The sequence below is a fragment of the Paenibacillus sp. J31R98 genome (genome assembly GCF_056269245.1).
This window is the reverse complement of the sequence record NZ_JBWDNO010000002.1, coordinates 572896-597986: the sequence shown is the minus strand read 5'-3', so window position 1 is coordinate 597986 and position 25091 is coordinate 572896. Positions and strand designations below refer to the sequence as shown.

The following is a 25091-nucleotide window of genomic DNA, read 5'->3' as shown; positions in this document are numbered from 1 at the left end:
ACCTGTGTACAAGGAGGATGGGCGGGTGGACGGAGATAGCAGCATTAAGAAAGCTTACGATGCCATCCTAAGCGGCGATTTTGAACAGGCAATCCTGCACTTCGAAGAGGCGATTGCACTGGAACCAACGAATGGAGCGGCGTATTACAAGTGCTCCATCACATGCGCCCGCAGTGGAAAATGGCAGAAGGCGCTAACGCTTGCAGAGCAAGCTGTAGGCCTCAATCCGGAACAAATGGAATACCAGTTTCATCTGGAAAATGTAAAAGCAAAAGCACTCGTTATTGAAGCGGAGGGCATCTTGTCGAACAGTCCAGCGCGGACCGAAGTTGCGCTGGAGCTGCTGCACGAAGCCTCGCGGCTGGACCCACTTAATATAGAAGCGCTGCTCATGCTTGGCGCAGCTTACGCAACGCTTAGCCGCTACGATGAAGCGGCTGCTTGCGCGCGCGATGCCGTTCGGCTGGAGCCGGAGCATTCTGCGGCCCGGAGGCTGTTTGCAGATATGAACCGCCGAAGCCGGACGCTCCGCGCAAAGAGTGGGCGAACTAAACGGAGAAGGAACAGGTGAAACTTGTGTCAAATGATCAAATTCGCGTTGCCGTAATTGGAGCAAGCGGCCGAATGGGCCGGGAAGTTGTGAAGATGGTACTTCAAGACGAAATGCTGACTCTGGCTGCAGCGGTAGCACCTTCCGCTGGTCCGATCGATGCAGGCACGTTGGTCGGACTCCAGCCATGCGGAGTAACAGTAAGCGCAGAGCTTGAAGCGGCGCTTGCAGATGCGAACGCAGACGTGCTTGTTGATTTCACGGTCCCGCACGCGGCATATGGCAATACGAGAACGGCAATCGCTCATGGCGTACGCCCAATTATCGGTACGACGGGCTTAACGCCGGAGCAGATCACTGAGCTGGACGAGCTGTGCAAGGAGAAGGGAATCGGCGGCTTGATCGCACCGAACTTCTCGATTGGGGCCATTCTTATGATGCAATTCGCGGCGCAAGCTGCCAAATATATGCCTCACGTTGAAATTATCGAATATCACGGCGATCAGAAGCTCGATGCGCCTTCAGGCACGTCAATTAAGACGGCTGAGCTGATCTCTGCAACACGTCAAGAACTGCGCCAAGGCAATCCGAAGGAAGAAGAGATCATCGAAGGTGCGCGCGGCGGTTATTATAATGGATTCCGTATACATAGCGTTCGTTTGCCAGGCGTATTCGCACAGCAAGAAGTCGTGTTCGGCGGATATGGCCAGACACTTAAGATTCGCCATGATTCGTATGAGCGTGCCGGATATATGCCTGGCGTAAGCGTTGCATGCAAGAAAGTAATGACTTATACGGGACTCATTTATGGCTTCGAGCATTTAATGGACTAACAGCATCCCGCTAGGCGAGCTGTTTAAAAGAGAGAGAAACCGCTGATACGAGAGAGGTGCGACATAATGAACATCGCGTTTATTGCCCACGATCGCAAGAAGGACGAAATGGTCAATTTCGTCACGGCTTATGAGCATGTATTTCAAGGACATACTTTATATTCGACAGGTACGACGGGTACCCGTATTATGGAGCAGACTCAGCTGTCCATCCACCGCTTTATGTCCGGGCCGCTTGGCGGCGACCAACAGATTGGCGCGCTTGTCGCGCAGAACGAAATGGACCTTATTATTTTCTTGCGTGATCCTTTGATGGCACAGCCGCATGAACCGGACATTATTGCACTGCTTCGCCTTTGCGATGTGCAGGGCATTCCGGTGGCGACGAATGTAGCAACAGGCGAGCTGCTTGTGCGCGCATTGCAGCGCGGCGACTTTGCATGGCGGGAGCTCGTCCACAAATATAAGCCGGGTGCAAACGAATGAGCATGATGGATATATTAGCATTTGGCGCGCATCCCGACGATGTTGAGATTGGCATGGGCGGTACGATTGCCAAGCATGTGCAAGCCGGCTATAAAGTAGCGGTATGTGACTTAACGGAAGCGGAGATGTCCTCGAACGGCACCGTGGAGACGAGGCGGCAGGAAGCCGCCGAAGCTTCCGCGGTGCTTGGTCTATCCGATCGTTCCGTACTAAGACTGCCGGATCGGGGCTTAACAGGCTCATCCGAGCAGCTCGCTGCGATCGTCACCGAGATTCGACGCGTACGTCCGCGTCTAGTTTTCGCGCCATACTGGTCGGACCGTCACCCGGACCATGTTATCTGCAGCCGTCTGATCGAAGAGGCGGTCTTCAACGCGAAGCTTCGCAATTACTTGCCGGAGCTGCCTGCGGTGCAAGTCGAGCATCTGTACTTCTATTACATCAATGACCAGAACGATGTCAGCTTGATTACGGACATTAGCGAGCATATGGAGACGAAGATCCGCGCCTTGCAAGCATACCGCTCGCAATTCGCGCCGCCTGCTGAAGGTGAAGACCGTGTGCAGACTCCACTGACTGACCGCTATATTCAGCGCGTTGAGGCAAGAGATATGCTGCTTGGCCAGACAAGAGGCTTCGGATATGGAGAAGGATTTGCAATTAGGCGCCCACATGAGGTAACTTTATTTTAGAGGCCTGCTCTATTTTTGAAAGTAAAGCTGTTTTTCCTTTTCATTGGCATATACATAGGCAGTAGCGTTGTAACAACAGGGGGTGTGAAGCATGGCCAAACGCTTAAAAATCGGCATTACATGTTATCCGACATTAGGCGGTTCCGGCGTTGTCGCAACGGAGCTGGGGAAGCTTCTTGCTGAGAAGGGGCACGAAATTCATTTTATTACGCATAGCGTGCCGTTTCGTTTGGGGCAATTCCAGAAAAATATATTTTATCATGAAGTTGAAGTTAACGATTATTATGTATTCCGTTATCCGCCCTATGATCTGTCATTAGCGAGCAAGATGGCTCAAGTTGCGAAGATGCAGAAACTTGATCTGCTTCATGTCCATTACGCGGTTCCGCATGCGGTATGCGCGTATTTGGCGAAACAGATGGTCGGCGAAGGGCTGCGGACCGTTACGACTCTGCACGGCACAGATATTACGGTTCTAGCGCAGGATGAGTCTCTGAAAGATCTTATCCGCATGGGCATTAACAAGAGCGATGCGGTTACGGCTGTTTCGAATGATCTGATTAAAGAAACGCGCGAGCTGCTCGACATTGATAAGCCGATTGAACTGACGTATAACTTTGTCGATAAAAGGGTGTATTATCCGCGTGAATGCAGCTCGCTGCGCAGCGATTTTGCGAGCAAGGACGAGAAGATTCTGATGCATATCTCGAACTTCCGCCCTGTCAAACGACTGAATGATGTCATTGATATATTCGCGAAAGTCGTCAAAGAAGTGCCAAGCCGCCTGCTGCTCGTGGGTGAAGGACCGGATCTGCCGAAAGTGCAGATGCGTATCAATCAACTGGGCTTGCAAGACCGCGTTCATTTCCTTGGCAAACAAGATGATGTCGCACAGGTCATCTCTATCGCTGACGTTATGCTGCTTCCTTCAGAGAAGGAAAGCTTCGGTCTCGTTGCGCTGGAAGCGATGGCATGCGGCGTGCCAACGATTGGATCGATCGCTGGCGGCATTCCAGAGCTAGTCACGCATGCCGAAACCGGCTTCCTATCGCCGATTGGCGATACAGACGATATGGCGTATAACGCAATCAAGCTGCTGCGTAGCGAAGAGATGTACGCGCAGTTCCGCGAGGCCTGCCTCAATCGTGCGCGGCGCAATTTCTGCAATGATCTCATCACTGCGGAATATGAGAAAATCTATTACAAGGTACTCGGAATTGAAGCTGATATTCCGGTCCCTGTCTGTGAATAAGAAGTTTGGTCAAAAAGGAGGGAGAGCCTGATGTCATGGAGTATTGCGCTGACGAAGGCGCTCCCTCTATTGCATGTGCTTGAGGAGCGCGGCTTTGAAACCGTGTTCGTCGGCGGCTGTGTTCGTGACACACTGCTCGGCAAGGAGCTGAAGGATGTCGATATCGCGACATCTGCGGCGCCGGAAGAAGTGATCAAGGCATTCCCGCATACGATCCCGACAGGACTGCAGCACGGTACGGTCACCGTCGTTCATGAAGGAGAAACATACGAGATTACGACGTTTCGGACGGAGTCTGCGTATGAACAGTTCAGGCGCCCAGCGCAGGTGCAGTTCGTGACAAGTCTTGAAGCGGATTTGCTGCGAAGAGACTTCACGATCAATAGCATGGCGATGCGTGCGGATGGCACCATCGTTGATCCGTTCGGCGGACTCGCGGATTTGCGCCGCGGGGTGCTCCGCTGTGTCGGCGATGCGGATGCGAGGCTGCAGGAGGATGCGCTGCGCATCGTGAGAGCAGTGCGCTTCGCAGCCGCATATAAGCTGCGGATTGCGCATGGCACTTGGCGAGCGATATTGCGGCATCGCGGGCTGCTTCAGCATATTGCGATGGAGCGAATCGGGCTCGAGCTGGACAAGATGGTCGGCGGAAGCGGGCCGCAGCAAGCGGCGGCGCTGCTTGCCATTAGCGAGCTGCTCGTGTATACGAAGGAGCAGCTGCCTGAGCCGTTAGCTGCAGCTGCCGCGAAGTATCGATCGGACAAGCTAAGCATAAGCAGCTCGCGTGCATGGCAAACGGAAGAGCCTAGCACAACCACGCAGCAGGCTGCGATACGAGCGCTGATTGAGCTTGAGCAGCCGGAAGATCGGTGGGCTGCGCTCTGTATCGCGCTCAATTTCACTGAAGAGCAAGGGGCGGAGCTGTTCGCTTCCTTGAAATATGCGACTGTTCGCAGCGCGCAGCTTGTGGCTGTCATTGGACTGTATCGCAAGCTGACTAACGGCGGCGATACAAGTACAAGTACAAGTACAAGTACAAGTACAATCACAAGGACATGGTCATTGTCACATGAACAGCGGAGTGACGAGTGGGTCCGGCTTATTGTCGGCAAGTATGGCATTGCGGCTGCAAGAGGATGGCTCCGCATCATGCGGGCGATACCCGGGCTAGTGCCGCTGTCATCATCTTCGTCGCAGTCAGAGCTAACGATAAAAAGTAATGAAATATTAGATGAGCTAGAGCTTCGCATGGACAAGCTCCCTGCCGTTGTACTGAAAGACTTGGCCGTAAGAGGCAGCGAAGTGCAGGCTCTACACAAGGACCGTAAGGCAGGGCCATGGCTTGGCCAAACGATGAATGAGCTGCTGCTCGCTGCCGCGCTAGGCGTGGTGCCGAATGAGAAGCAGCCGTTGCTTAATTACGCTGCCCATCTGCTTGGGATAGGGGCAGCTGCCAATGAGGAGCCGTTATGAACAATCGAATTCTACAAATGCTGGAGCAGCAGTCGGAAGGCTATGTTTCCGGTGAGATGCTCAGCCAAGAACTGCAAATTAGCCGTACGGCGGTGTGGAAGCATATCAAGAAGCTTGAGTCGGAAGGATATTTGATCGAAGCTTCACGCCGGTTAGGTTACAAGCTGGTTGGACGCCCCTCGAAGCTGACGCTGTCCGAAGTAACGCAGCAGCTTCATGACAAAGGCGCAACGATTGTACAGAGCGTCAAGCTGTTCGAATCCGTTGATTCGACTCAGAACATCGTGCAGCGACTAGCCGAAGACGGAGCTCCTGAAGGAACGCTTGTCATCGCTGAGCAGCAGACGAGCGGCCGAGGCCGATTGGGACGCAAATGGGTGTCGCCATCGGGCAAAGGCATCTATATGAGCTATGTGCTGCGTCCGGGAATCCCGCTGCAATTCGCTCCGCAGCTCACGCTGCTGACCGCCGTCGCGCTCTGCCGAGCGTTAAGAAGCGTGGCAGCACCGCTCGATATCGGCATCAAGTGGCCGAATGACCTGCTTATCGGCGGCAAGAAGATCAGCGGCATCTTGCTCGAATCAACCGCTGAAGACGAACGGCTTCGCTACGTCATCACTGGCATCGGCATCAGTGTCAACTTGATGCGCGATGATTATCCGCCAGAGCTGCACGATATTGCGACGTCGCTTGCTATCGAGCTCGGACGGACATTGGAACGGGCAGAGATTGTCGCTGCGTTCTTCGCGCAGTTCCAGCAGCTGTATGCCGTCTACTTGAAGGATGGCTTCGCTCCAATCAAGACGCTCTGGGAGGCGCTGTCAGTTACGCTTCATAAACCGCGCAAGCTGCTTGTCGCAGGCGGAGAAATCACCGCTACGCCGATTGGTCTGAGCGATCAGGGCGCATTGCTGGCCCAGAAGGAAGATGGGACAATTATCCCGATATTTTCAGCAGAACAGGTGCCTCAGCAGGGGTAAGCGTTCATAGACGCCGAACCATTTTTTTGATATACTCGCCTTACTAGTCATGCTCCGTTTAAGGGCGGTATCGCTTCTCTTATGCGAACTGCACCACCAAGTGGGGTTTTCAGCATGCGGCAATGTAACTTGTGTCCATTCGCGTCACGCATTCTGCTCTGAGCCGTAGGGACCGAGACAGAAGGAAGCTATATGAATATATGGCAGCAACACGTTCCTTTATGGATTGGAACCTTTTTAGCGGCGGCTAGAAGGTTTTTTTGTGTTGATCACATAGGACTCCTTGCGATCGCGAAAGCTTTAAGTAGGCATTCGCATCAGTCGCTTCGGTGTTCGCCAAATCCAATCTGTAAGGAGGACGGAGCAATGAAACAACCGTTGACTATTACGAAGCTGAAGAAGATGAAGCAAAGCGGCGAGCCAATTTCCATGCTAACCGCCTATGATTACCCAGGAGCCAAGCTCGCCGAGGAAGCCGGCATTGATGTCATTCTGGTCGGTGATTCGCTCGGCAACGTCGTACTCGGATACGATACGACAATACCAGTTACGCTGGACGATATGGTCTATCACACACGAGCGGTAGCTCGCGGTGCTGCACATACATTTATCGTCGCAGACCTGCCGTTCATGACGTATCATTACGGCAAGGAAACGACGCTTCGCAATGCGGCAAGGCTGCTGCAAGAAGGCGGCGCGCATGCTGTCAAGATGGAAGGCGGCGCGGAAATTACGGAAGAAGTGGCGGCTTGTGTCAGAGCCGGCATTCCGGTTATGGGGCATATCGGTCTCACACCGCAGTCCGTGCATCAGCTTGGCGGCTACAAGGTGCAAGGGAAGCATGAAGCCGAAGCGCGGCAGCTTATCAATGACGCGAAGGCGCTTGAAGCGGCCGGCGCGTTCTGTATCGTGCTCGAGCTTGTAACCGAGCCGCTCGCGGAAGCCATCACGTCGGCGCTATCGATTCCGACCATTGGAATAGGCGCAGGACGCGGCTGCGACGGGCAAGTGCTCGTATATCATGATATTTTGCAATATGCTTCGCCTTATCTGCCTAAGCGCATGGTGAAGACCTACGCGGACATTGGCACGACGATTCGTAATGCAATCGGCTCATATGTCAAAGACGTCAAAGAGCGGGAATTCCCGCAGCAAGAGCACGCGTTCCCAATGGAGCAGGAGATCTTGCACAATCTCTACGGCAGCGGCAGCACTGGAAGCAGCGCGAGCACAGCAGCAGCGACAAGCGAGCAAACCCAATCGCAAGCGCAGCAGCCTGCCAAAGGAGGCAGCGTATCATGATTCGCTGTACTACGATTGGGGAACTGCGACAGCGCCTCGCTGAGCAGCGCAAGCAGTCGCCTGAAGGCCGAATCGGACTTGTGCCGACGATGGGCTTCCTGCATGAGGGGCATGCAAGCTTAATGCGACGAGCGAGCGAAGAATGCGAATTCAACGTCTTGTCCGTATTCGTTAACCCGCTTCAATTCGGGCCGAATGAGGATTTTGACCGATATCCAAGGGATATTGAGCGAGATGCGGCAATTGCAGAGAAGAACGGGATCGATATTCTATTCATGCCTTCGGTGCAGGAGATGTACCCGACGAAGCCGCTGACGAAGGTGCTGATCAGCGATGTGACGGACCGGTTGTGCGGCGCTTCGAGACCAGGGCATTTTGACGGAGTAGGTACGGTTGTGAGCAAGCTGTTCAACCTCGTCCAGCCGGATCGCGCGTACTTCGGGATGAAGGATGCGCAGCAGGTTGCTGTGATTGAAACCATGGTGCACGACCTGAACATTCCCGTGCAGATTGTCCGCTGCGAGACGGTACGTGAACCAGATGGACTTGCGATGAGTTCGCGTAATGTCTACTTGAACGAGGATCAGCGTGAGCAGGCAGTCGTCTTGTCTCAAACGTTGCGTGATTCGGGCTTGTGGCTTCAAGAGACAGGAATGTCGACGCAAGAGCTTGCTAAACAAATTAAGGCTTCTATTGAGAAAGCGCCGCTTGCGGTGATCGATTATGCGGAAGTTTTGACTTATCCATCCTTATCTATTATTGATGCACAACAGGACTTATCCCAATTATCAGGTACTCTTATTATTGCGCTTGCTGTCAAATTTGGCGGCACACGATTAATCGATAACCGTATATTCGAACTGCAAGGAGGTGGCGTACATGTTCAGAACGATGATGAAATCGAAGCTGCACAGAGCAACAGTGACAGAGGCGAACCTCAATTATGTGGGCAGCATCACCATTGATGAAGATTTGATGGAGCTTGCTGATCTTTTGCCAAACGAGAAAGTGCAAATTGTGAACAACAACAACGGCGCAAGGCTGGAAACTTACGTCATTACTGGTCCGCGCGGCTCAGGTGTCATCTGCTTGAATGGCGCTGCAGCGCGTCTTGTTCAACCTGGAGACAATGTCATTATTATTGCATACAGCCTGATGACGGAAGAACAAGCTCGAAATTATAAGCCAAAGGTTGTTATACTTGATGCAGCGAATAAGCCGTCTCAAGTGCTTGGCGAGGAAATTCACGCTACAATTATTTAATCCCATCCGCCCGCCTTCATGCCAGCGTTGTGAAACGTTTGGGCACGAGTATGAAAAGACGCGCCGGGGCAAAGAATGAGCATAACAATTCACTCTTTATCACCACCACTACGGCGTGAAGGCGGGTGCGTACTATGTTCAAGCACGTATTTGCTACAATGCAGGAAATGCTCCAAGAAATCATTATTCATTATCCAAGTGCAGATGACATGCAGCGCAAGCAGATGGATGAACAGCTCGCGACACTTAAGCAGTTCAGCGATAATTTCATTGAGCAATGGCTTCAGTTTGAAGAAAAAATGGCTGATTTTCGCGATATGATGCAGGTAGCGCAGGCTCAGTCACCATCGCAATCGCAAGCACATGCATTAAAGAATGAACATGCAGCTCCGCCGCAGGCGCCTGGCTATCCCAAGATTATTTCGCAGCCGCCCCCGACTCTGAAGCGCCAAGCAGCCAGCATGAAGCAGCCACCAATGGCTTCGGCAGCACAGCCTTCCGCTTCGAGTGCAGCTGCGACCATGCCTGGCAACCATACTGCAGCAGGGTACGACGAAGCAGCCATTGATTTGTCCCAGTCGATGTCGAAGGGGCAAGGTTACTTCAAACTGTTTATGTTCCGCGAAGCGTCTGTCCACTTCGAGAAAGCGGTCGGACTGGCGCCGGATGACAACTTGGCAAGGCTGTTCCTCGGGATGACGTATATGCATATGCAGGAATGGAATGAAGCGCAGCGCCACTTCACACTGCTCGTGGAAGTGACGGAGCATCCGAAGTGGAAGGCGCTTGGCTTGAACGCATTAGGCTGTATCCAGGCGGTTCGCATGAATTTGGAACAGGCGACCAGATATTTCGAGAGGGCGCATGAGGCCGATCCTAACTTTACAGATCCGCTGTCCAATATGAAATCATGCGAACAGCATAACGGGCATTTATCGTTATATTTTGGGAGCGGCCAGCTTTAATTTAGATGTATGATTTAGTTTTAGTTTGGATGAGAGGAAACTTATTCGGATGAATTACGCCGTACTGGATTTGGAAACGACTGGTCATAGCGCCAGCGATGAAATGATACAGGTTGGTCTAGTGTTGCTGGATGAGCAAATGACGGTCATTCAAACGTACAGCACATTTGTGAAGCCTACGATTCCGATACCGCCATTTATTACACAGTTGACTGGCATCGATGAAGCGATGGTACAGAATGCTCCTGAACTCGAAGAGGTGCTGCTCGAATTAATACCGCTGCTCAATGATGCGGTTCTAGTCGCGCACAACGTAAGCTTCGATGCCGGTTTCCTGAATGCAGCCTTGGATCGCTCAGGCTATATGGCGTTCGACGGCAGACGGCTAGACACAATTGATCTGCTTCGCGTACTATATCCGACCTTGACGACTTACCAGCTCGGCGCTGTAACAGAGCTGTTCGGCATCGAGCATGAGTCACATCACCGCGCGGACAGCGATGCGCTTGCTACAGCAGAACTGTTCGCCGAATGCTATCGCAAGCTTGAAAGCTTGCCGCTGCTTACGCTGCAGCGGCTTGCTGGCTTGCTCGGCGATGAAATCGACGACCTTGGGTGGTTCGTCGGACTGGTGGCTCAGCGCAAAGAATCGATAACGTCCATCGATCTTGACGCGTATCATTATTTCCGCCAGTTCGCCATGAAAGCAGGCGATTGGACGGAAGAAGAGCATCCGCGCAAAGATGATGATAACCAATCGGTTACCGATTGGACCTTCCCGCAATTTCTAGCTCATATCAAAGCGGAAATCGCCGCAATTATTCCGGGTTATGAAGAGCGCGAGCCGCAGAACATGATGTTCCAGGAAGTCATTGACGCGCTTGATGAAGAGCGTCATCTGCTCATCGAAGCAGGAACTGGCACAGGCAAATCGCTCGGCTATTTAATTCCAGCAATGTACTATGGTGTCCAGCACAATAAGAAGATAGTCGTCAGCACGCATACGATTAACTTGCAAGAGCAGTTGCGGGCTCGTGATCTTCCGCTCCTTGCGGCTGTCATGCCATATCCGTTCAAAGCCGCCGTCTTCAAGGGACGCGGCAATTACTTGTGCCTGCGCAAGTTCGAAGGCAAAGTGAATATGCGCGACTTTACTTCCCCTGCGGAAGATCGAATTACCGCGTCCCAAATGGTCGTATGGCTGAGCGAGTCGCAGCACGGCGATCAAGAGGAGCTTAACTTCGGCAATCGCGGCGCTGACTTCTGGGGTACGGTCGCAAGTGATACAGATTCTTGCTTGAACCGCAGCTGTCCTTGGTTCAAGCGCTGTTATTATCACCGTGCGAAGCAGGAAGCGAATATCGCCGATGTTGTCATTACGAATCATTCGATGCTGTTCACAGACATTCGAGCCGACCATCGCTTGCTGCCAGGATATGAGCATCTCATTCTTGATGAAGCCCATCACTTGGAAGAAGTAGCAGGCAAGCATCTAGGTACGCAAGTTTCGTACTACTCTGTGCAGCATCCAGTGTTTCGTCTTTGCAAAGACGCTCGGAACGGTCAGCTCATTCATCTGAAGAGCAGATTAGCGAGCGAGAACATTGAGAAGACGCAGAAGTGGCGCGAAGAAATTGATGAAGTCGTGCCGGTATTCGGCGATTTGCGCGATGAATGGGATCGGTTGTTCGAAATGCTCTACTCCATGATGGGAACAGGCAGCGGAGCCGGCTTCGGCGGTACTGGCAATGCGAATGGGGCGAAGAGCGCTGCGCTTGACAGCGGCGGAGCAGAAACCGGCCAATATGTACTGCGCTTGCGAGGAGGAAAGCTTCCAGCAGCGTGGTCCGACGCTCAGCTTATTGAAGAAGCCATTCACGGCTACTTGAGTCAAATTGTGCGGCCGCTTGAGAAAGTATTCACAGCGATCAAGGATGAGATGGACGACCCTGGTATCGCAGCACTCGTCACTGACCTTAGCGGAACGATTAAGGATTTGGCGAGAGCAAGGGACGACCTGCGCCAATTTATGAAAGCGGACAAGTCCGATACGGTTTATTGGCTGGAAGGAAACAGCAACTCTCGTGCCAAGTCCGTTCAGCTCTACTCTGTTCCGGCAGATGTGAGCAGCCAGCTTCGGACGTATTTCTTCGAAGTGAAGAAGAGCGTTATTCTGACGTCTGCGACACTATCCGTGCAGAAGTCGTTCCAATACGCATGCGAACAGCTTGGCCTCAGCGCAGATGAACGAGATGGCAAACTAAAGACCGTTCAGCTGCCATCGCCATTCAATTATCGGGAGCAAGCGCTGGTTATAATCCCGCGTAATTTCCCGGTGCTTAAGGGCGCTTCCGGCGATCCTCTTTTTAACGAGATGCTTGTGAAATCTTTAACAGATACCGCGATCGAGACGAATGGCCGAATGCTCGTCCTGTTCACATCTTATCGAATGTTGAAGCAGGTATATGAGCCGCTGAAAGAAGCGCTTAGCGTAAACGGCATTCAAGTGCTTGGTCAAGGGATAGACAGCAGCAACCGCAGCAAGCTAACCAGAAGATTTACCCAACAGGACGCATCGGTGCTGCTTGGTACGAGCAGCTTCTGGGAAGGCGTCGATATTCCCGGCGATGCGCTGACGACGCTGGCGATTGTACGATTGCCGTTCCAACCGCCGAATCATCCGCTTGTCGAAGCGAAGTCAGAGATGCTGCAGGAGCAGAATCAGAATCCATTCATGAAGCTGTCTATTCCGCAAGCCGTTATCCGGTTCAAGCAAGGCTTCGGCCGGCTTGTTCGGACAGCGAACGATCGTGGAATCGTACTTATTTACGATACTCGTATTATCGATACGTATTATGGAAAATACTTCTTGTACTCGCTGCCAGGACCGAAGATTGAGACGATGCATCTGGATCAAATCGTTCCAAGAATCCGGGAATGGCTTGCCAAAGGTGAAGAGGGGATTTAGGGAGGTTACGCCATGAAGCCGATGAAAATATCCGAAGCGGTCGTTCGCAGGCTGCCGGTTTACTTGCAGGTGCTGAACGATCTTAATATGCGTGATGTGCAGACAGTATCTTCCCAGGAGCTTGGAAGCAAGCTGGACCTGAACCCTGCGCAAATCCGCAAAGATCTGGCTTATTTCGGCGATTTCGGCCGCAAAGGGATCGGCTATGATGTGACATATCTCATCGAGAAAATCCGTCAGATTCTTAAGCTCGACCAGCCGCTGAACGTAGGGCTGGTCGGCGCCGGCAATCTTGGCAGAGCACTGTGCAATTATAATACGTATTTGAAAGATAATATGAAGATCACGGCTGTATTCGACGTTCATCCTTCGATGGTTGGCGCGTCGATTAATGGGCTTACCGTGCTTCCAATGGAGAAGCTCAAAGAGACGATTGCGGAGCGGAATATCCGAATTGGCATCATTACCGTGCCTGCACCCGAGGCGCAGAATGTCGCGGATAAGTTCGTGGAAGCGGGCGTTGACGGCATATTGAACTTCGCGCCAACCATTCTGCGCGTGCAAGAGCGCGTGCGCATTCATTATGCGAATTTCACAACGGAGCTCATGAGCCTCGCTTATTATTTGGACGAAGAAGGGGACAAAGAAGACGATGAAACGATTGTGGATTGAGAACGGCACCTTCGTCACGATGGACGAGCAGCGTCCTGTGCTGAAAGGCCATATGGTCATCGAAGGCGATACGATTCTATATTTGAGCGACCAGGCGCCGGATCCGGAACCGGAAGGCGCAGAGCGCATCAAGGGTGAAGGCCTTGTGTTCATGCCAGGCCTTATTAATACGCACGGTCATGCGGCGATGTCGCTGCTTCGCGGTTATTCGGATGATGAGAATTTGCAAGTATGGCTGGAGCAGAAGATGTGGCCGATGGAAGGCAAATATACCGATGAAGACTGCCGCTGGGGAACAGCGCTTGCCGTTACCGAGATGTTGAAGTCCGGTACGACGACTTTCGTCGATATGTACGATCGCATGCACATCGTCGCTGAAGTGGTGGAGAAGTCCGGTATGCGCGGACTGCTGACACGCGGCGTAATTGGACTCTGTCCGCCGGATGTTCAAGAAGCAAAGCTCAATGAAGCGAAGCAATTCGTTCAGGACTGGAACGGCCGAGCTAACGGACGGATCCGCACGATGCTGTCCCCGCACGCGCCGTATACATGCCCTCCAGATTACATCAAGCGTATCGTAGATGCCGCGAATGAGCTGGATGTGCCGCTTCATACGCATATGTCTGAATCTGCCGCAGAAGTGCAGCAGAACGTCAATGATTACGGCTGCCGTCCAGTCGAGCATCTGGACAAGCTTGGCTTCTTCTCCCGTCCGTCCCTAGTCGCGCATGCGGTGCACCTGACGGACGAAGAGATTGCGCTGCTTGCGGAGCGCGGCGTAAGCGTGTCGCACAACCCGGCGAGCAACCTGAAGCTGGCGAGCGGTATTGCTCGCGTGCCTGACATGCTGAAAGCCGGCGTTACGGTATCGCTTGGTACAGACAGCGCTGCAAGCAACAATAATCTTGATCTGTTCGATGAGATTCGACTGGCTGCGCTTATTCACAAAGGCATCTCTGGCGATCCGACAGCAGTGCCCGCTTGGGAAGCGCTCAAGCTGGGTACGGTTTACGGCGCTCGCGCGATCTGGCAGGAAGAGCGAATCGGCATGCTGAAGGAAGGCATGAAAGCGGACTTTATCGCCATCAATATTGAGCAGCCGCATTTCTATCCGCAGACGGAAATCATCTCGCACCTGGTATACTCAGGCTCTGGCCGTGACGTTGTGCATGTATGGGTAGATGGCGTTCAAGTCGTGAAGGACGGCGATTGCGTATTCCTCGACGAAGCGCATATCCGTGCTGAAGCGCAAGCTTGCTTCGAAAGGCTGTTATCCAGCTAATGCGCGCTAATCGATCGAAACGTCCGTCAAACATGACGCCGTGGCGCTGGGTGCTGCTCGTGTCGCTCTCGATCATTCTGATTCTTGCTGCGCTTAACGTGTATTACCGCTCCGTACAGTCGCCTGTATGGGCCGAGGAGCGGGGTGCAGAGGACCAGGCGATGCATATTGCCAGTCTGAGCAGCGTGGATAGCTCTTATCACTATGTGTGGGATGAGCCGGTGTGGGTGGTTATAGGCAAAGACCACAACAACGATACGACATACGTATGGCTGAAGAAGAACGAATCCATAACGCTGCGCGCAGATCAAGGCAAGACGAAAGCAGAGGTTAAGGATAGCTTCATGCAAAGCAAGCCGGATGCGATAGTTGAGCATATCAAGCTCGGATTGTTCGGCGGAGAGCCAGTGTGGGAAGTATTCTACTCACGCAATCAAGCGGGTCAGCCGACGCATTTCTATGAATTTTACCGATTCAGAGATGGCTCATTCGTCGTATCGTATAAGTTGCCGACGCGTTAATTGCCATTGCTGCAAGCAAACAGCAGAGTCAGCAAGTTAAGCCATAGTTCCCTATTATTACACGCCCCCTGGTAAAACAGGTTGTGATATACTTTCGTATAGCAGCTCGTGATAGACGAAAGTATTGCAATCAGTTGAAGCAAAGGGGGCTTTTTGCCATGAAAATCCGTTTGATGCCTGCAGTCCTGACCGCTGTTATTTCGGCTGGTGTGTTAGTTGGCGGCTGGTTTACCTACCACAGCGTGGCAGCTGTCAAGCCGCTTGAACGAATCGTTGCAGGAACGCCTGGCGTAGTTGAATCGACACCTGTTATTAACCGGAACACCGTTACGATAGATATGAGGCTAGACCGGGATGCGAACATCCGCGATGTATATGATCATATTGCGACAGAGGGCGAAAGCATTATTGGCGATCGCGACCTGAAGCTGAATATTGGCGATACGAAGCCATCCAAGCAGCTAGAAGACGTATGGTCGACGATGCTGTTCGATGTTGCGCAGGCGATGGATCACCGCGAATATGCATCGATCCCGCAAGCGATTGAGAAAGCCCACGCGAAGTACCCAGCCGTTACGGCGACTTCGGAGATGGATGATTCCAATGTATATATTACGCTGAAGGACGATACGTCCGTAAAGTATGTCGTTCTACCTCGCACACCGAACAAGATGGGGGCGTGGCCTAATGTTTAAACAGTATGGGAAAGAAATCGTGATCGGCTTCGTGCCGGTCTTTCTCTTATTTTTACAGTTTATTATAGGTGTGAATATGATCCCGATCGTGCTGCTTGCCGCGATTGTTGGCGGCTTGCTCTATATGGCAAGGTCCCGTGGAAACTTGGCGACGGTTGGCGGGGAACGCAGAACGAAGACGCGGCCTGCGAAGCCGATGTCGTTCGATCAGATCGGCGGGCAAGAGCGTGCGAAGCAGGAGCTTGTCGAAGCGCTTGATTTTCTCGTGAAGGTAGATCAGATCTCGAAGTTCGGCATTCGTCCGCTCAAAGGCATTCTGCTTACCGGCCCTCCGGGAACAGGCAAGACGCTGCTTGCGAAGGCAGCGGCACAATATACGGATTCGATCTACCTTGGCGCATCCGGCTCTGAGTTCGTTGAGATGTATGTCGGTGTCGGCGCAAGCCGTATCCGTGACCTGTTCAAGGAAGCTCGGCAGAAAGCAGCGAAGCAGAATAAAAGCAGTGCCGTTATCTTCATCGACGAGATTGATGTCATTGGCGGCAAGCGTGACGGCGGACAACAGCGCGAGTATGATCAGACGTTGAACCAGCTGCTTACGGAACTTGACGGCATTCATACGTCTGATTCGCCGCGCATTCTGCTTATTGGTGCAACGAACCGCAAAGAGATGCTCGACAGTGCGCTTCTGCGGCCTGGTCGATTCGACCGCCATATTTCGGTAGACTTGCCGGATAAGAAAGGCCGCAATCATATCCTTAATATTCATGCGAAGAATAAACCGCTTGATCTTACAGAAGTGAACCTCGATAAGATCGCAGAAGAGTCATTCGGCTTCTCAGGCGCGCAGCTTGAGAGCGTCATGAACGAAGCAGCGATCTATGCGATGCGTGAAGACACGGAGGCGATCAGCCAGCGTCATCTGTCGATGGCGATCGACAAAGTGATGATGGGTGAGCGGACAGACCGTGAAGCGACGCATGAAGAGCGTGAGCGTGTTGCCCTTCATGAGCTGGGCCATGCGATTGCGGCAGAGCTTGTCCGTCCTGGCAGCGTGTCGCAGGTTGCCTTGCTTCCTCGCGGTCAAGCGCTTGGCTATGTGCGTCATAATCCGCAACAAGATAAGTATTTGTATACGAAAGAGTTTCTAGAAGGCCAAATTATGATTGCGCTCGGCGGCGCGGCAGCGGAAGAAATGTTCTATGGCGACCGGAGCACAGGCTCGCGCGGCGACTTCGATCAAGCGATGAACATTGTTCGCTCGATGGTCGAGTGCGGACTTACGGAGCTTGGCATCATTGATCAGTCGATGATGACGCCGGACAAATGGGCGACCATTAATCGTTCCATTCTGGACGAGCTGATGATCCGTGTGAAGGAGCTGCTTGAGAGCAATCGCGAAGTGTTCACATCCTCGCTCGATGTGCTGACAAGCGAGGAAACACTAAGCGGCGATCGCTTCCGAGAGCTGCTTGCAGATGCGGCTTAAGCAAGGATACAAATGCAATTCTGTAAATCATTTCAAAAAAACCGTTGACGGCTAAATACTCCCATGATAATATGAGTCACAAGATAACTCAGTAAACTCATCGGAATAATTTAAGTATCTACCGGACCACCGGAGACCAGTGCCCCATAGAGGCGCTGCGTCTCCTTTTTTTATGGGAATTCGTCTGGTTGACCAGAGGTTCGAGTAAAGCTGGCCGGGAATTACGATAAGTACTTGAGATGAATAAAAGTCGACTGGTTACCCAGAGACACAACAAAAGAATCCATTGTTGTGTCTTTTTTATTTCTCTTGGAAGGGAGCATGCAAGCATGGAATTTGTTAAAAGCGAGGCTGCGCTCAAAGAAGCGGCGGCTCGACCTCTGAAGCACGTTCGCAGAAGAGCAACTTTGCTCAGATATATCTGGTTCAATCGTTACCTGTATATCATGCTGGTACCTGCGCTCGTTTACTACCTGATCTTTCACTACATCCCGATGTACGGAGCGGTCGTAGCTTTCAAGGATTTCAGCATTACGAAAGGCATTCTGGGCAGCGACTGGGCAGGCTTTAAGCATTTCCAGTACTTATTCTCGCAGGATAAATTTTGGCAGGTTATCGAGAATACCGTCGTCATCTCGTTGTACCGGCTTGCCTTTGGATTTCCAGCCCCGATTATCGCTGCGTTGTTGTTAAACGAGGTCAGGGTAAGGGTGTTCAAGCAGACGATACAGACGGTCATTTACCTGCCGCATTTTATCTCGTGGGTCATTCTTGGAGGCATTCTTATTAACTTGCTCTCCACGGACAGCGGCGTTGTGAATAACGTGATTAAGCTGTTCGGAGGCACGCCGATTGGATTTCTAAGCGAAGAAGCTTACTTCCGCAGCACGCTTGTCTTCTCGATGATCTGGAAGGAGTTCGGCTGGAACACCATCATCTACATAGCAGCTTTGGCCGGAATTAGTCCGCATCTGTACGAAGCGGCGGTCATCGACGGAGCGAACCGCTTCCAGCGGCTCCTGTACCTTACGATTCCGCTGATCAGGAGCACGATCGTGCTTATCCTTATCCTTAGGCTGGGCGGCATTATGGAAGCAGGTTTCGAGCAAATTTTCGTGCTTTATCATCCCGGTGTATACCGTGTTTCGGATATTATCGACACTTACGTGTACCGGATTGGCTTGACAGATGGAAGGTTCAGTCTTGCGGCAGCGGTTGGCTTGTTTAAATCCTTGATTAATTTTGCGCTGCTTGTTCTGGCAAATTGGCTTTCCCGGAGGTTGGGAGAACAAGGTGTTTACTGATACGGGAGGTAGATTATGCATTACACAAGCAGAGCAGGAAAGCTGTTCGACTCGTTCAATATTGCATTCTTGGCGATTGTAGCTATCGTTACTGTTTATCCATTCTGGGATACGCTCGTTGTATCCGTCATTCCGCTGGAGGAGTACCTCGGATCAAGTATTCATTTATTCCCTAAAGAGATCACCTTGGAGGCTTATCGCTACTTATTCTCGATGAGCGAGCTATGGACTTCTTACGGAGTGACGATGTTCGTCACGATTGTGGGTACGGCGATCAGTATGTTCCTTACGGTTACGGCAGCCTACGCGCTCTCAAGACCAGGTCTGAAAGGATCCCGCGTCATCATGTTTCTCTTCGTGTTTACGATGATGTTCAGCGGAGGCATCATTCCGACCTATCTGGTGGTCAAGAGCCTCGGCATGATGAATACAGTGTGGGCGCTGATTTTTCCGAGCGCACTGGCTACGTATAACCTGATCATTATGAAAAACTTCTTCAACGCGCTGCCGGACGGCTTGGTTGAAGCAGCGCGAATCGACGGCTGCAATGATCTGAGGATTCTGTACAAAATCGTGATTCCGTTATCGATGCCGGCCATTTCCACCATCACTCTGTTCTATGCCGTGACAAGGTGGAATGAATTCTTCAACGCGATCTTCTTCATTAGCGACAAGGAGCTTCAGCCGTTGCAGCTGTTCTTGCGCAGCATGCTGTTCGAGAACGAATCCTCATACTCGGGTGGCGGCGACAGTCTGTTTCTACTGGGGCCGTCTATCAAGATGGCGACGGTCATGGCAGCTTCGATTCCGGTCATGCTGATTTATCCGTTTTTCCAGAAGTATTTCATCAAGGGCGTTTTAATCGGCGGGGTCAAGGAGTAAATCCTTCACTATAAAAAAACCAGCAGGAGGCAGAGAAATGATGCATTGGAGAGGGAAATTAAATAAAAAATGGGTGGTCTCGGCAGTTGCAGCAGCATTAATCATAACGACAGGCTGCTCGAATGAACCAGATGCGACTAATGCAACTGGCGCAACGAATACAGGTAATGCAACTGAAGCTAGCAAGAACAATTCAGGCACTAAGGCCGGGGCTGAAGAGCCGTATGAGCTTGTTTATCTGACCACAGGCGACCAAGGGGCGAAGCCGCTTGTACCGAACGATCGCATTATTGCAGAGATTAACAAACGGCTGAACATTAAGCTGACGATTAAGATTGCCCCGGAGTTCTCATACGACAAGATTAACGTAGCGATTGCAAGCGGAGATCTTCCTGACGTTGTGACGACACAGTATCCTTCTTCCTCTGTTTCCCAGTGGATCAAGGAAGGCATTCTGCTTCCGCTGAACGATTACTTTGACAAGCTTCCGACGATCAAAGCCAAGCTCGACAATGGCTTGCAGTGGACAGCGGTAGACGGAAAATATTACGGATATCCCTTCGTAAGCGGCATGGAGAAGTCGAATTACACCGTTCAATTCCGCAAGGACTGGCTGGATAAGCTGGGTCTAACGTATCCGAAAACATTGGATGAATTCGAAGATACGCTGAAAGCCATTGTGGATAAGGACCCTGACGGCAACGGCAAGGCTGACACCTTCGGCTATATTACGAACAAGCCGGTTCCCGGCGACGCCTTGACTGCGTTTGATTTCGTGCTATATGCGTACGGTCTGCCTAATGCGGACTATGTCCTGAACGATAAAGGAGAGATCATTCCACGCTTCGAGCATCCGGCCTTCAAGGCTGGCATCGAGGAGCTTCACAAATGGTACAACGAGAAGTTGATCGATCCCGAATTTATCTTGTATGACCGCCCGGCGAAGGAACAGAAGTTCTTCCAAGGCAAAGCAGGCTCGATGGATGGTCCTTTGTTCCGCCACGTGAGCCGAATTGAAGGAAGTCTGAAGCAGGTCAATCCGGATGGCGTGCTCGGTTACGCGCCGCCGCCAACTGGCCCAGATGGCAAGCAAGGCATGGCGACTCGTCCGAAGACGGCATTGTTCACGGCTGTCACCAATAAGGCGAAGAACCCGGAGAAAGCCGCGGAGTTTATCGAGTTCATGCTGTCCAAGGAAGGCCGCGACCTGCTGGAGCTCGGCATCGAAGGCACTCACTATACGAAACAAGGCGATAAAATTACTTACAATGAGGCGGAACGCGAGAAAGACGGATTTGCCCCGAATGGATGGGCTCACCCGCTTGCTTGGGGGAACGTGTCATGGCCGATCGACGAAGACTACTTGCCGCAGACAGAGCTGAATATTGATCGCGCCAAGGACTCGGTTAAAGTCGCTTCATCCTACTTCGTACCGAACCTTATTACCCGCAAGACGGATGCTGAGATCGAATACGGCAAAGCCGTCAATGAAGTCTATAACCAATATTTCGTGGACCTCTTGAAGGGCAAGCTGGACGTCGACAAAGGGGTCGCCGAGCTCGGGGAGAAATGGCGCCAAGCAGGCGGCAATGAAATTCTGAAGGCGGTTAACGAAGAGTACAAGAAAGAAGGCGCAAGCAAATAACGGAGGAATGGAATAGGTCGCTATGAATAAACGAAATGATCGTCCGAATGTCATTGTGTTTTTTACCGACCAGCAGCGATGGGATACGACCGGCGTCCATGCCAATCCGCTCGATTTAACGCCGAATTTCGACCGCATGGCACGTGCGGGAACCGATGTGCATCAATCCTTTACTTGTCAGCCGGTTTGCGGGCCAGCACGTTCCGCCATGCAGACCGGCCTGTATCCGACGACAACCGGATGCTACCACAACGGAATTGCGCTGCCTGAAGGAACCCAAACCTTAGCGCATCACTTTCGCGGAGCGGGCTATCGAACCGGCTATATCGGCAAATGGCATCTGGCGGGCGAAGAGCCCGTACCGGCAAACCAGAGAGGCGGTTACGAATACTGGCTTGCCGCAAACGGCCTAGAGCATACTTCAGACTCCTATCGGACTGTTGTCTACGACGAAGAGAATCGGGCGGTTAAACTGCCAGGTTATCGCGTGGATGCGCTGACGGATGCTGCCATTCGCTATATCGATCAGAACAAAGAGGAGCCGTTCTATCTCTTCGTCTCCTATATTGAGCCGCATCAGCAAAATCATCTCGACAATTACCCGGCGCCGGACGGATACAGGGAGCGTTATCGCGGTGCGCCGCTCCCTCCCGATCTTGCTGCGCTTGGCGGGACGGCGCACAGGCATTACGCAGGTTATTGCGGCATGGTGAAACGGCTCGATGAAGCGCTCGGAAGGCTGCTGGACGCCTTGAAGAGTTTATCTCTGAGTGATAATACCATCGTCCTATACACGTCGGATCATAGCTGCCATTTCCGGACGAGAAACCAAGAATATAAGCGTTCGCCTCACGACAGCTCCATACGGGTGCCGACCGCGATTCAAGGTCCCGGATTTATGGGCGGCGGTCAGATTGGGCAGCCTGTCAGCTTGATCGATCTGCCCCCGACGCTGCTTGATGCGGCGGGAATCGAAGTTCCTCGTGAGATGCAAGGAAGATCCATCCTTCCGCTGCTGCACGGCGGGAAGGCAGATTGGCCGGAAGAGGTATTCGTTCAAATCAGCGAAGACCATGTCGGCCGGGCGATCCGCACGGACCGCTGGAAGTATGCGGTTACCGCGCCAGACAAGGACGGCTGGAAGGATGCCGCCTCGGATGTCTACGTAGAGGAATATTTGTATGATTTGTTTGCCGATCCAGATGAATTGTTCAATCTCGTTGGTATTCCCGCACACCGGGACAATGCTTCGCGTCTTCGGGAACAACTGCTGAAGAGAATCCACGAGGTGGAAGGCAAGTCTCCCGTCATCCTGCCCGCGCAGGGCAGGGAATGGCCAAGAGGTTATTAAGTTTCAGTTGGACTAATATTCATTTAATGATAAGTGAGGAGAATGAACGATGACCCATACAATTGCATCCGAAGAACGTCCCCGTCAAATTCCGGACCGAGGCATTAAGGGAGGTCCACGTATTATTCGCCGGCTGCCGGAAGGTGTTGAGGAGCAGCCGTACACGCTGTTTCAGGTAAAACCCTATGGACCGCTTATCGGTGCAGAAATCGAAGGTGTTGATCTTCGCAATCCTGTAATGCCGGAGCTCCAAGAGGAATTGAATCGCGCGCTGCTGGAGTGGAAAGTGATTTTCTTCCGTGATCAGGATATTACGAGCGAGCAGCAGCAAGCCTTTGCCCGCCTATGGGGAGAACTGGAGACGCATCCTTTCCTGCCTCAAGGAACATCGGATGAGGTCGTTCGTTTCGCCAAGGATGACAAAAAAGCCGGGTATGAGAATAACTGGCACTCCGATGTGAGCTGGCGGCTGACGCCTGCGCTTGGAGCGGTTCTGCGCGTTACGGAGGCACCTGCTTTAGGCGGAGAGACGTTATGGTCGGACCAGGCTGCTGCCTACGATAATTTGCCGGATGAGATAAAGGAGAGAATCGACGGCCTAACGGCGATTCATGACTTTACCCACGTCTTCGGCGTACGGCTCTCTGACGAGGAATTGAAGATTCGACAGGAGGAGTTCCCGGCTGCCGAGCATCCGGTCGTGCGCACCCATCCCGAAACAGGGAGAAAAACGCTGTACGTCAATCCGAACTTCACCGTCCGGATCGCCTCGCTGGAGCAAGAAGAGAGCGAAGAGCTCCTCTCGTACCTGTTCCGCCATTCGCAATTGCCTGAGTTCCAGGTTCGCTTCCGCTGGGAAGCGAACTCCATCGCCTTCTGGGATAACCGTGCTACTCAGCATTACGCGAACTCGGACTATTACCCGAATCGCCGCGTTGCGGAGCGAGTGGCGATTGTTGGCGAAAGGCCATTTTAAGAAAGCTTATGAGCCCGCGAGCTAACGCGGGCTTTCTTCACGATTACTGGGAGGATAGAGGAGGAAACGGATGAGTAATTCGCACAAAAAGCCGAATCTGCTGTTCATATTAATCGACGACATGGGCTGGAAGGACTTAGGCTGTTACGGCAGCACCTACTATGAAACGCCGAATCTGGATCGGCTGGCTGCAGAGGGGATGCGGTTTACGGACGCCTATGCCGCGGCTCCTGTCTGTTCGCCGACTCGTGCCAGCATCATGAGCGGGAAATATCCGGCGAATGTCGGCGTAACCAACTGGATCGGCGGTCAGACGGCTGGAAAACTGATAGATGCGCCGTATATACGGCATCTTCCGCTTCAGGAGAAAAGTGTGGCAACTGCGCTGAGAGAGAACGGGTACCGGACTTGGCATGTGGGCAAATGGCATCTGGGCGGACAAGAACATTACCCGGAACACCATGGTTTTGACGTCAATATTGGCGGCTGCAGTTGGGGAATGCCGCTGAATGGCTACTTCAGCCCTTATGGCATTGAGACGCTTGAGGAGGGACCGGATGGTGAATATTTGACCGACAGGCTTACAGACGAGGCGATTGGGTTGATTCGTCAAAATGACGGGACGCCATTCTTTCTGAACTTGTGGCATTACGCGGTACATATTCCGATTGAGGTTAGCTCAGAGCTCACCGAGAGATTCGCAGCCAAAGCGAGAGCTCTAGGCTTGGACCAGCTGGAAGCATTTGTTGAAGGGGAGCCTTTCCCTTGCGAACACAAGAAGCATTTGCGCGTACAGAGGCGCATTCTTCAGTCTGATCCTGCTTACGCGGCGATGATCTACAATCTCGATTGGAACATCGGGCGATTGATTGACGCCTTGGAAGAGACAGGCCAGCTGGACGACACGGTGATCGTGTTCACGTCCGACAACGGCGGCTTGGCGACGGCGGAAGGTTCGCCGACGTGCAACAGTCCGCTTCAGGAAGGCAAAGGCTGGATGTACGAGGGCGGTGTTCGAGAGCCTCTCATCGTCCGCTGGAATGGCGTTGCGAAGCCGGGAAGCGTCAGCGAGATTCCGGTGACCAGTCCTGACTTCTATCCGACGCTGCTGGAGATAGCGGGAGTCGCCTTGCAGCCGAAGCAGCATGAGGATGGCGTTAGTTTGGTGCCACTGCTGAAGGGAGCGGAGGGTCTTGACCGGGACACTTTATTCTGGCACTACCCGCATTATGGCAATCAAGGGGGAACGCCGGGATCGTCGGTGAGGGATGGGGACTACAAGCTTATCGAATTCTTCGAGGATGGGAGGCTGGAGCTGTACAACCTGAGAACCGATCTCTCGGAAGAGCACAATATCGCGGAGCAAGAGCCGGATCGAACCGAGAAGATGCACCGGAATCTTCGCGAGTGGCGGGAGCGGATCGAAGCGAAAATCCCGACAGGCAATCCGGCATTCAGCCGCTAAGCTTGCGCTCGTCGTCATTCGTACAGGCAGGAGGGAGCGAGTCAT

23 protein-coding genes are annotated in these 25091 nt (G+C 52.5%); all 23 read left to right on the top strand.

The window, feature by feature from the left end:
- Positions 1–25: 25 nt before the first annotated feature.
- The 23 genes from AC0YNX_RS11225 (at position 26) to AC0YNX_RS11115 (ending at position 25046) form a co-directional block, all read left to right on the top strand.
- The gene (locus AC0YNX_RS11225; RefSeq protein WP_475815767.1) at positions 26–571 is read left to right on the top strand and encodes a tetratricopeptide repeat protein; all 546 of its coding nucleotides are present in this window, start codon (positions 26–28) and stop codon (positions 569–571) included.
- 5 nt (positions 572–576) lie between these two features.
- Complete coding sequence (dapB, locus tag AC0YNX_RS11220) at positions 577–1383, top strand: 4-hydroxy-tetrahydrodipicolinate reductase (protein WP_475815766.1); 807 nt, start codon at positions 577–579, stop codon at positions 1381–1383.
- Positions 1384–1446: 63 nt separating this feature from the next.
- The gene (locus AC0YNX_RS11215; RefSeq protein WP_475816225.1) at positions 1447–1869 is read left to right on the top strand and encodes a methylglyoxal synthase; all 423 of its coding nucleotides are present in this window, start codon (positions 1447–1449) and stop codon (positions 1867–1869) included.
- Positions 1866–2561 (top strand): bacillithiol biosynthesis deacetylase BshB1, encoded by a 696-nt coding sequence (gene bshB1, locus AC0YNX_RS11210; protein WP_475815765.1) that lies wholly within the window; start codon positions 1866–1868, stop codon positions 2559–2561. The genes AC0YNX_RS11215 and bshB1 overlap by 4 nt, the downstream gene beginning before the upstream one ends.
- Positions 2562–2652: 91 nt before the next feature.
- A complete protein-coding gene (gene bshA, locus AC0YNX_RS11205; protein ID WP_475815764.1) occupies positions 2653–3813 on the top strand; it encodes an N-acetyl-alpha-D-glucosaminyl L-malate synthase BshA in 1161 nt (386 codons plus the stop codon).
- A gap of 30 nt (positions 3814–3843) precedes the next feature.
- A complete protein-coding gene (locus AC0YNX_RS11200) occupies positions 3844–5286 on the top strand; it encodes a CCA tRNA nucleotidyltransferase (protein ID WP_475815763.1) in 1443 nt (480 codons plus the stop codon).
- Positions 5283–6266 carry a biotin--[acetyl-CoA-carboxylase] ligase gene (locus AC0YNX_RS11195; protein WP_475815762.1) on the top strand — a complete coding sequence of 328 codons (984 nt, stop codon included), beginning with the start codon at positions 5283–5285 and terminating at the stop codon, positions 6264–6266. Before AC0YNX_RS11200 ends, AC0YNX_RS11195 begins: the two co-directional genes overlap by 4 nt.
- A 366-nt stretch (positions 6267–6632) precedes the next feature.
- Positions 6633–7568, top strand: coding sequence for a 3-methyl-2-oxobutanoate hydroxymethyltransferase (gene panB / locus AC0YNX_RS11190; protein ID WP_475815761.1), 936 nt, complete (start codon positions 6633–6635; stop codon positions 7566–7568).
- Positions 7565–8533 carry a pantoate--beta-alanine ligase gene (gene panC, locus AC0YNX_RS11185; protein ID WP_475815760.1) on the top strand — a complete coding sequence of 323 codons (969 nt, stop codon included), beginning with the start codon at positions 7565–7567 and terminating at the stop codon, positions 8531–8533. The genes panB and panC overlap by 4 nt, the downstream gene beginning before the upstream one ends.
- Entirely contained in the window at positions 8448–8831 is a 384-nt protein-coding gene (gene panD / locus AC0YNX_RS11180; protein ID WP_475815759.1) for an aspartate 1-decarboxylase, read from the top strand. The genes panC and panD overlap by 86 nt, the downstream gene beginning before the upstream one ends.
- Before the next feature lie 134 nt (positions 8832–8965).
- Positions 8966–9796 carry a hypothetical protein gene (locus tag AC0YNX_RS11175; protein WP_475815758.1) on the top strand — a complete coding sequence of 277 codons (831 nt, stop codon included), beginning with the start codon at positions 8966–8968 and terminating at the stop codon, positions 9794–9796.
- Positions 9797–9821: 25 nt separating this feature from the next.
- Positions 9822–12764, top strand: a complete 2943-nt coding sequence (dinG, locus tag AC0YNX_RS11170) for an ATP-dependent DNA helicase DinG (protein WP_475815757.1) — start codon at positions 9822–9824, stop codon at positions 12762–12764.
- Positions 12765–12776: 12 nt separating this feature from the next.
- A complete protein-coding gene (locus tag AC0YNX_RS11165) occupies positions 12777–13436 on the top strand; it encodes a redox-sensing transcriptional repressor Rex (protein ID WP_475815756.1) in 660 nt (219 codons plus the stop codon).
- Positions 13417–14718, top strand: coding sequence for an amidohydrolase family protein (locus tag AC0YNX_RS11160; RefSeq protein ID WP_475815755.1), 1302 nt, complete (start codon positions 13417–13419; stop codon positions 14716–14718). Before AC0YNX_RS11165 ends, AC0YNX_RS11160 begins: the two co-directional genes overlap by 20 nt.
- Complete coding sequence (locus tag AC0YNX_RS11155; RefSeq protein WP_475815754.1) at positions 14718–15239, top strand: cell wall elongation regulator TseB-like domain-containing protein; 522 nt, start codon at positions 14718–14720, stop codon at positions 15237–15239. Before AC0YNX_RS11160 ends, AC0YNX_RS11155 begins: the two co-directional genes overlap by 1 nt.
- Before the next feature lie 158 nt (positions 15240–15397).
- Positions 15398–15934: a hypothetical protein gene (locus AC0YNX_RS11150; protein ID WP_475815753.1), complete on the top strand. Its 537-nt coding sequence runs from the start codon at positions 15398–15400 to the stop codon at positions 15932–15934.
- Positions 15927–17423: an AAA family ATPase gene (locus AC0YNX_RS11145; protein ID WP_475815752.1), complete on the top strand. Its 1497-nt coding sequence runs from the start codon at positions 15927–15929 to the stop codon at positions 17421–17423. The genes AC0YNX_RS11150 and AC0YNX_RS11145 overlap by 8 nt, the downstream gene beginning before the upstream one ends.
- Positions 17424–17752: 329 nt before the next feature.
- Positions 17753–18727, top strand: a complete 975-nt coding sequence (locus tag AC0YNX_RS11140) for an ABC transporter permease (RefSeq protein WP_475815751.1) — start codon at positions 17753–17755, stop codon at positions 18725–18727.
- Positions 18728–18742: 15 nt separating this feature from the next.
- Positions 18743–19609, top strand: coding sequence for a carbohydrate ABC transporter permease (locus AC0YNX_RS11135; protein WP_475815750.1), 867 nt, complete (start codon positions 18743–18745; stop codon positions 19607–19609).
- Between the two features lie 37 nt (positions 19610–19646).
- On the top strand, positions 19647–21254 hold the full coding sequence (locus tag AC0YNX_RS11130) for an extracellular solute-binding protein (protein ID WP_475815749.1): 1608 nt from the start codon (positions 19647–19649) through the stop codon (positions 21252–21254).
- A gap of 22 nt (positions 21255–21276) precedes the next feature.
- On the top strand, positions 21277–22605 hold the full coding sequence (locus tag AC0YNX_RS11125) for a sulfatase family protein (protein ID WP_475815748.1): 1329 nt from the start codon (positions 21277–21279) through the stop codon (positions 22603–22605).
- 49 nt (positions 22606–22654) lie between these two features.
- The gene (locus AC0YNX_RS11120) at positions 22655–23581 is read left to right on the top strand and encodes a TauD/TfdA dioxygenase family protein (RefSeq protein ID WP_475815747.1); all 927 of its coding nucleotides are present in this window, start codon (positions 22655–22657) and stop codon (positions 23579–23581) included.
- A gap of 70 nt (positions 23582–23651) precedes the next feature.
- On the top strand, positions 23652–25046 hold the full coding sequence (locus tag AC0YNX_RS11115; RefSeq protein WP_475815746.1) for a sulfatase: 1395 nt from the start codon (positions 23652–23654) through the stop codon (positions 25044–25046).
- The last annotated feature ends 45 nt before the right edge of the window (positions 25047–25091 follow it).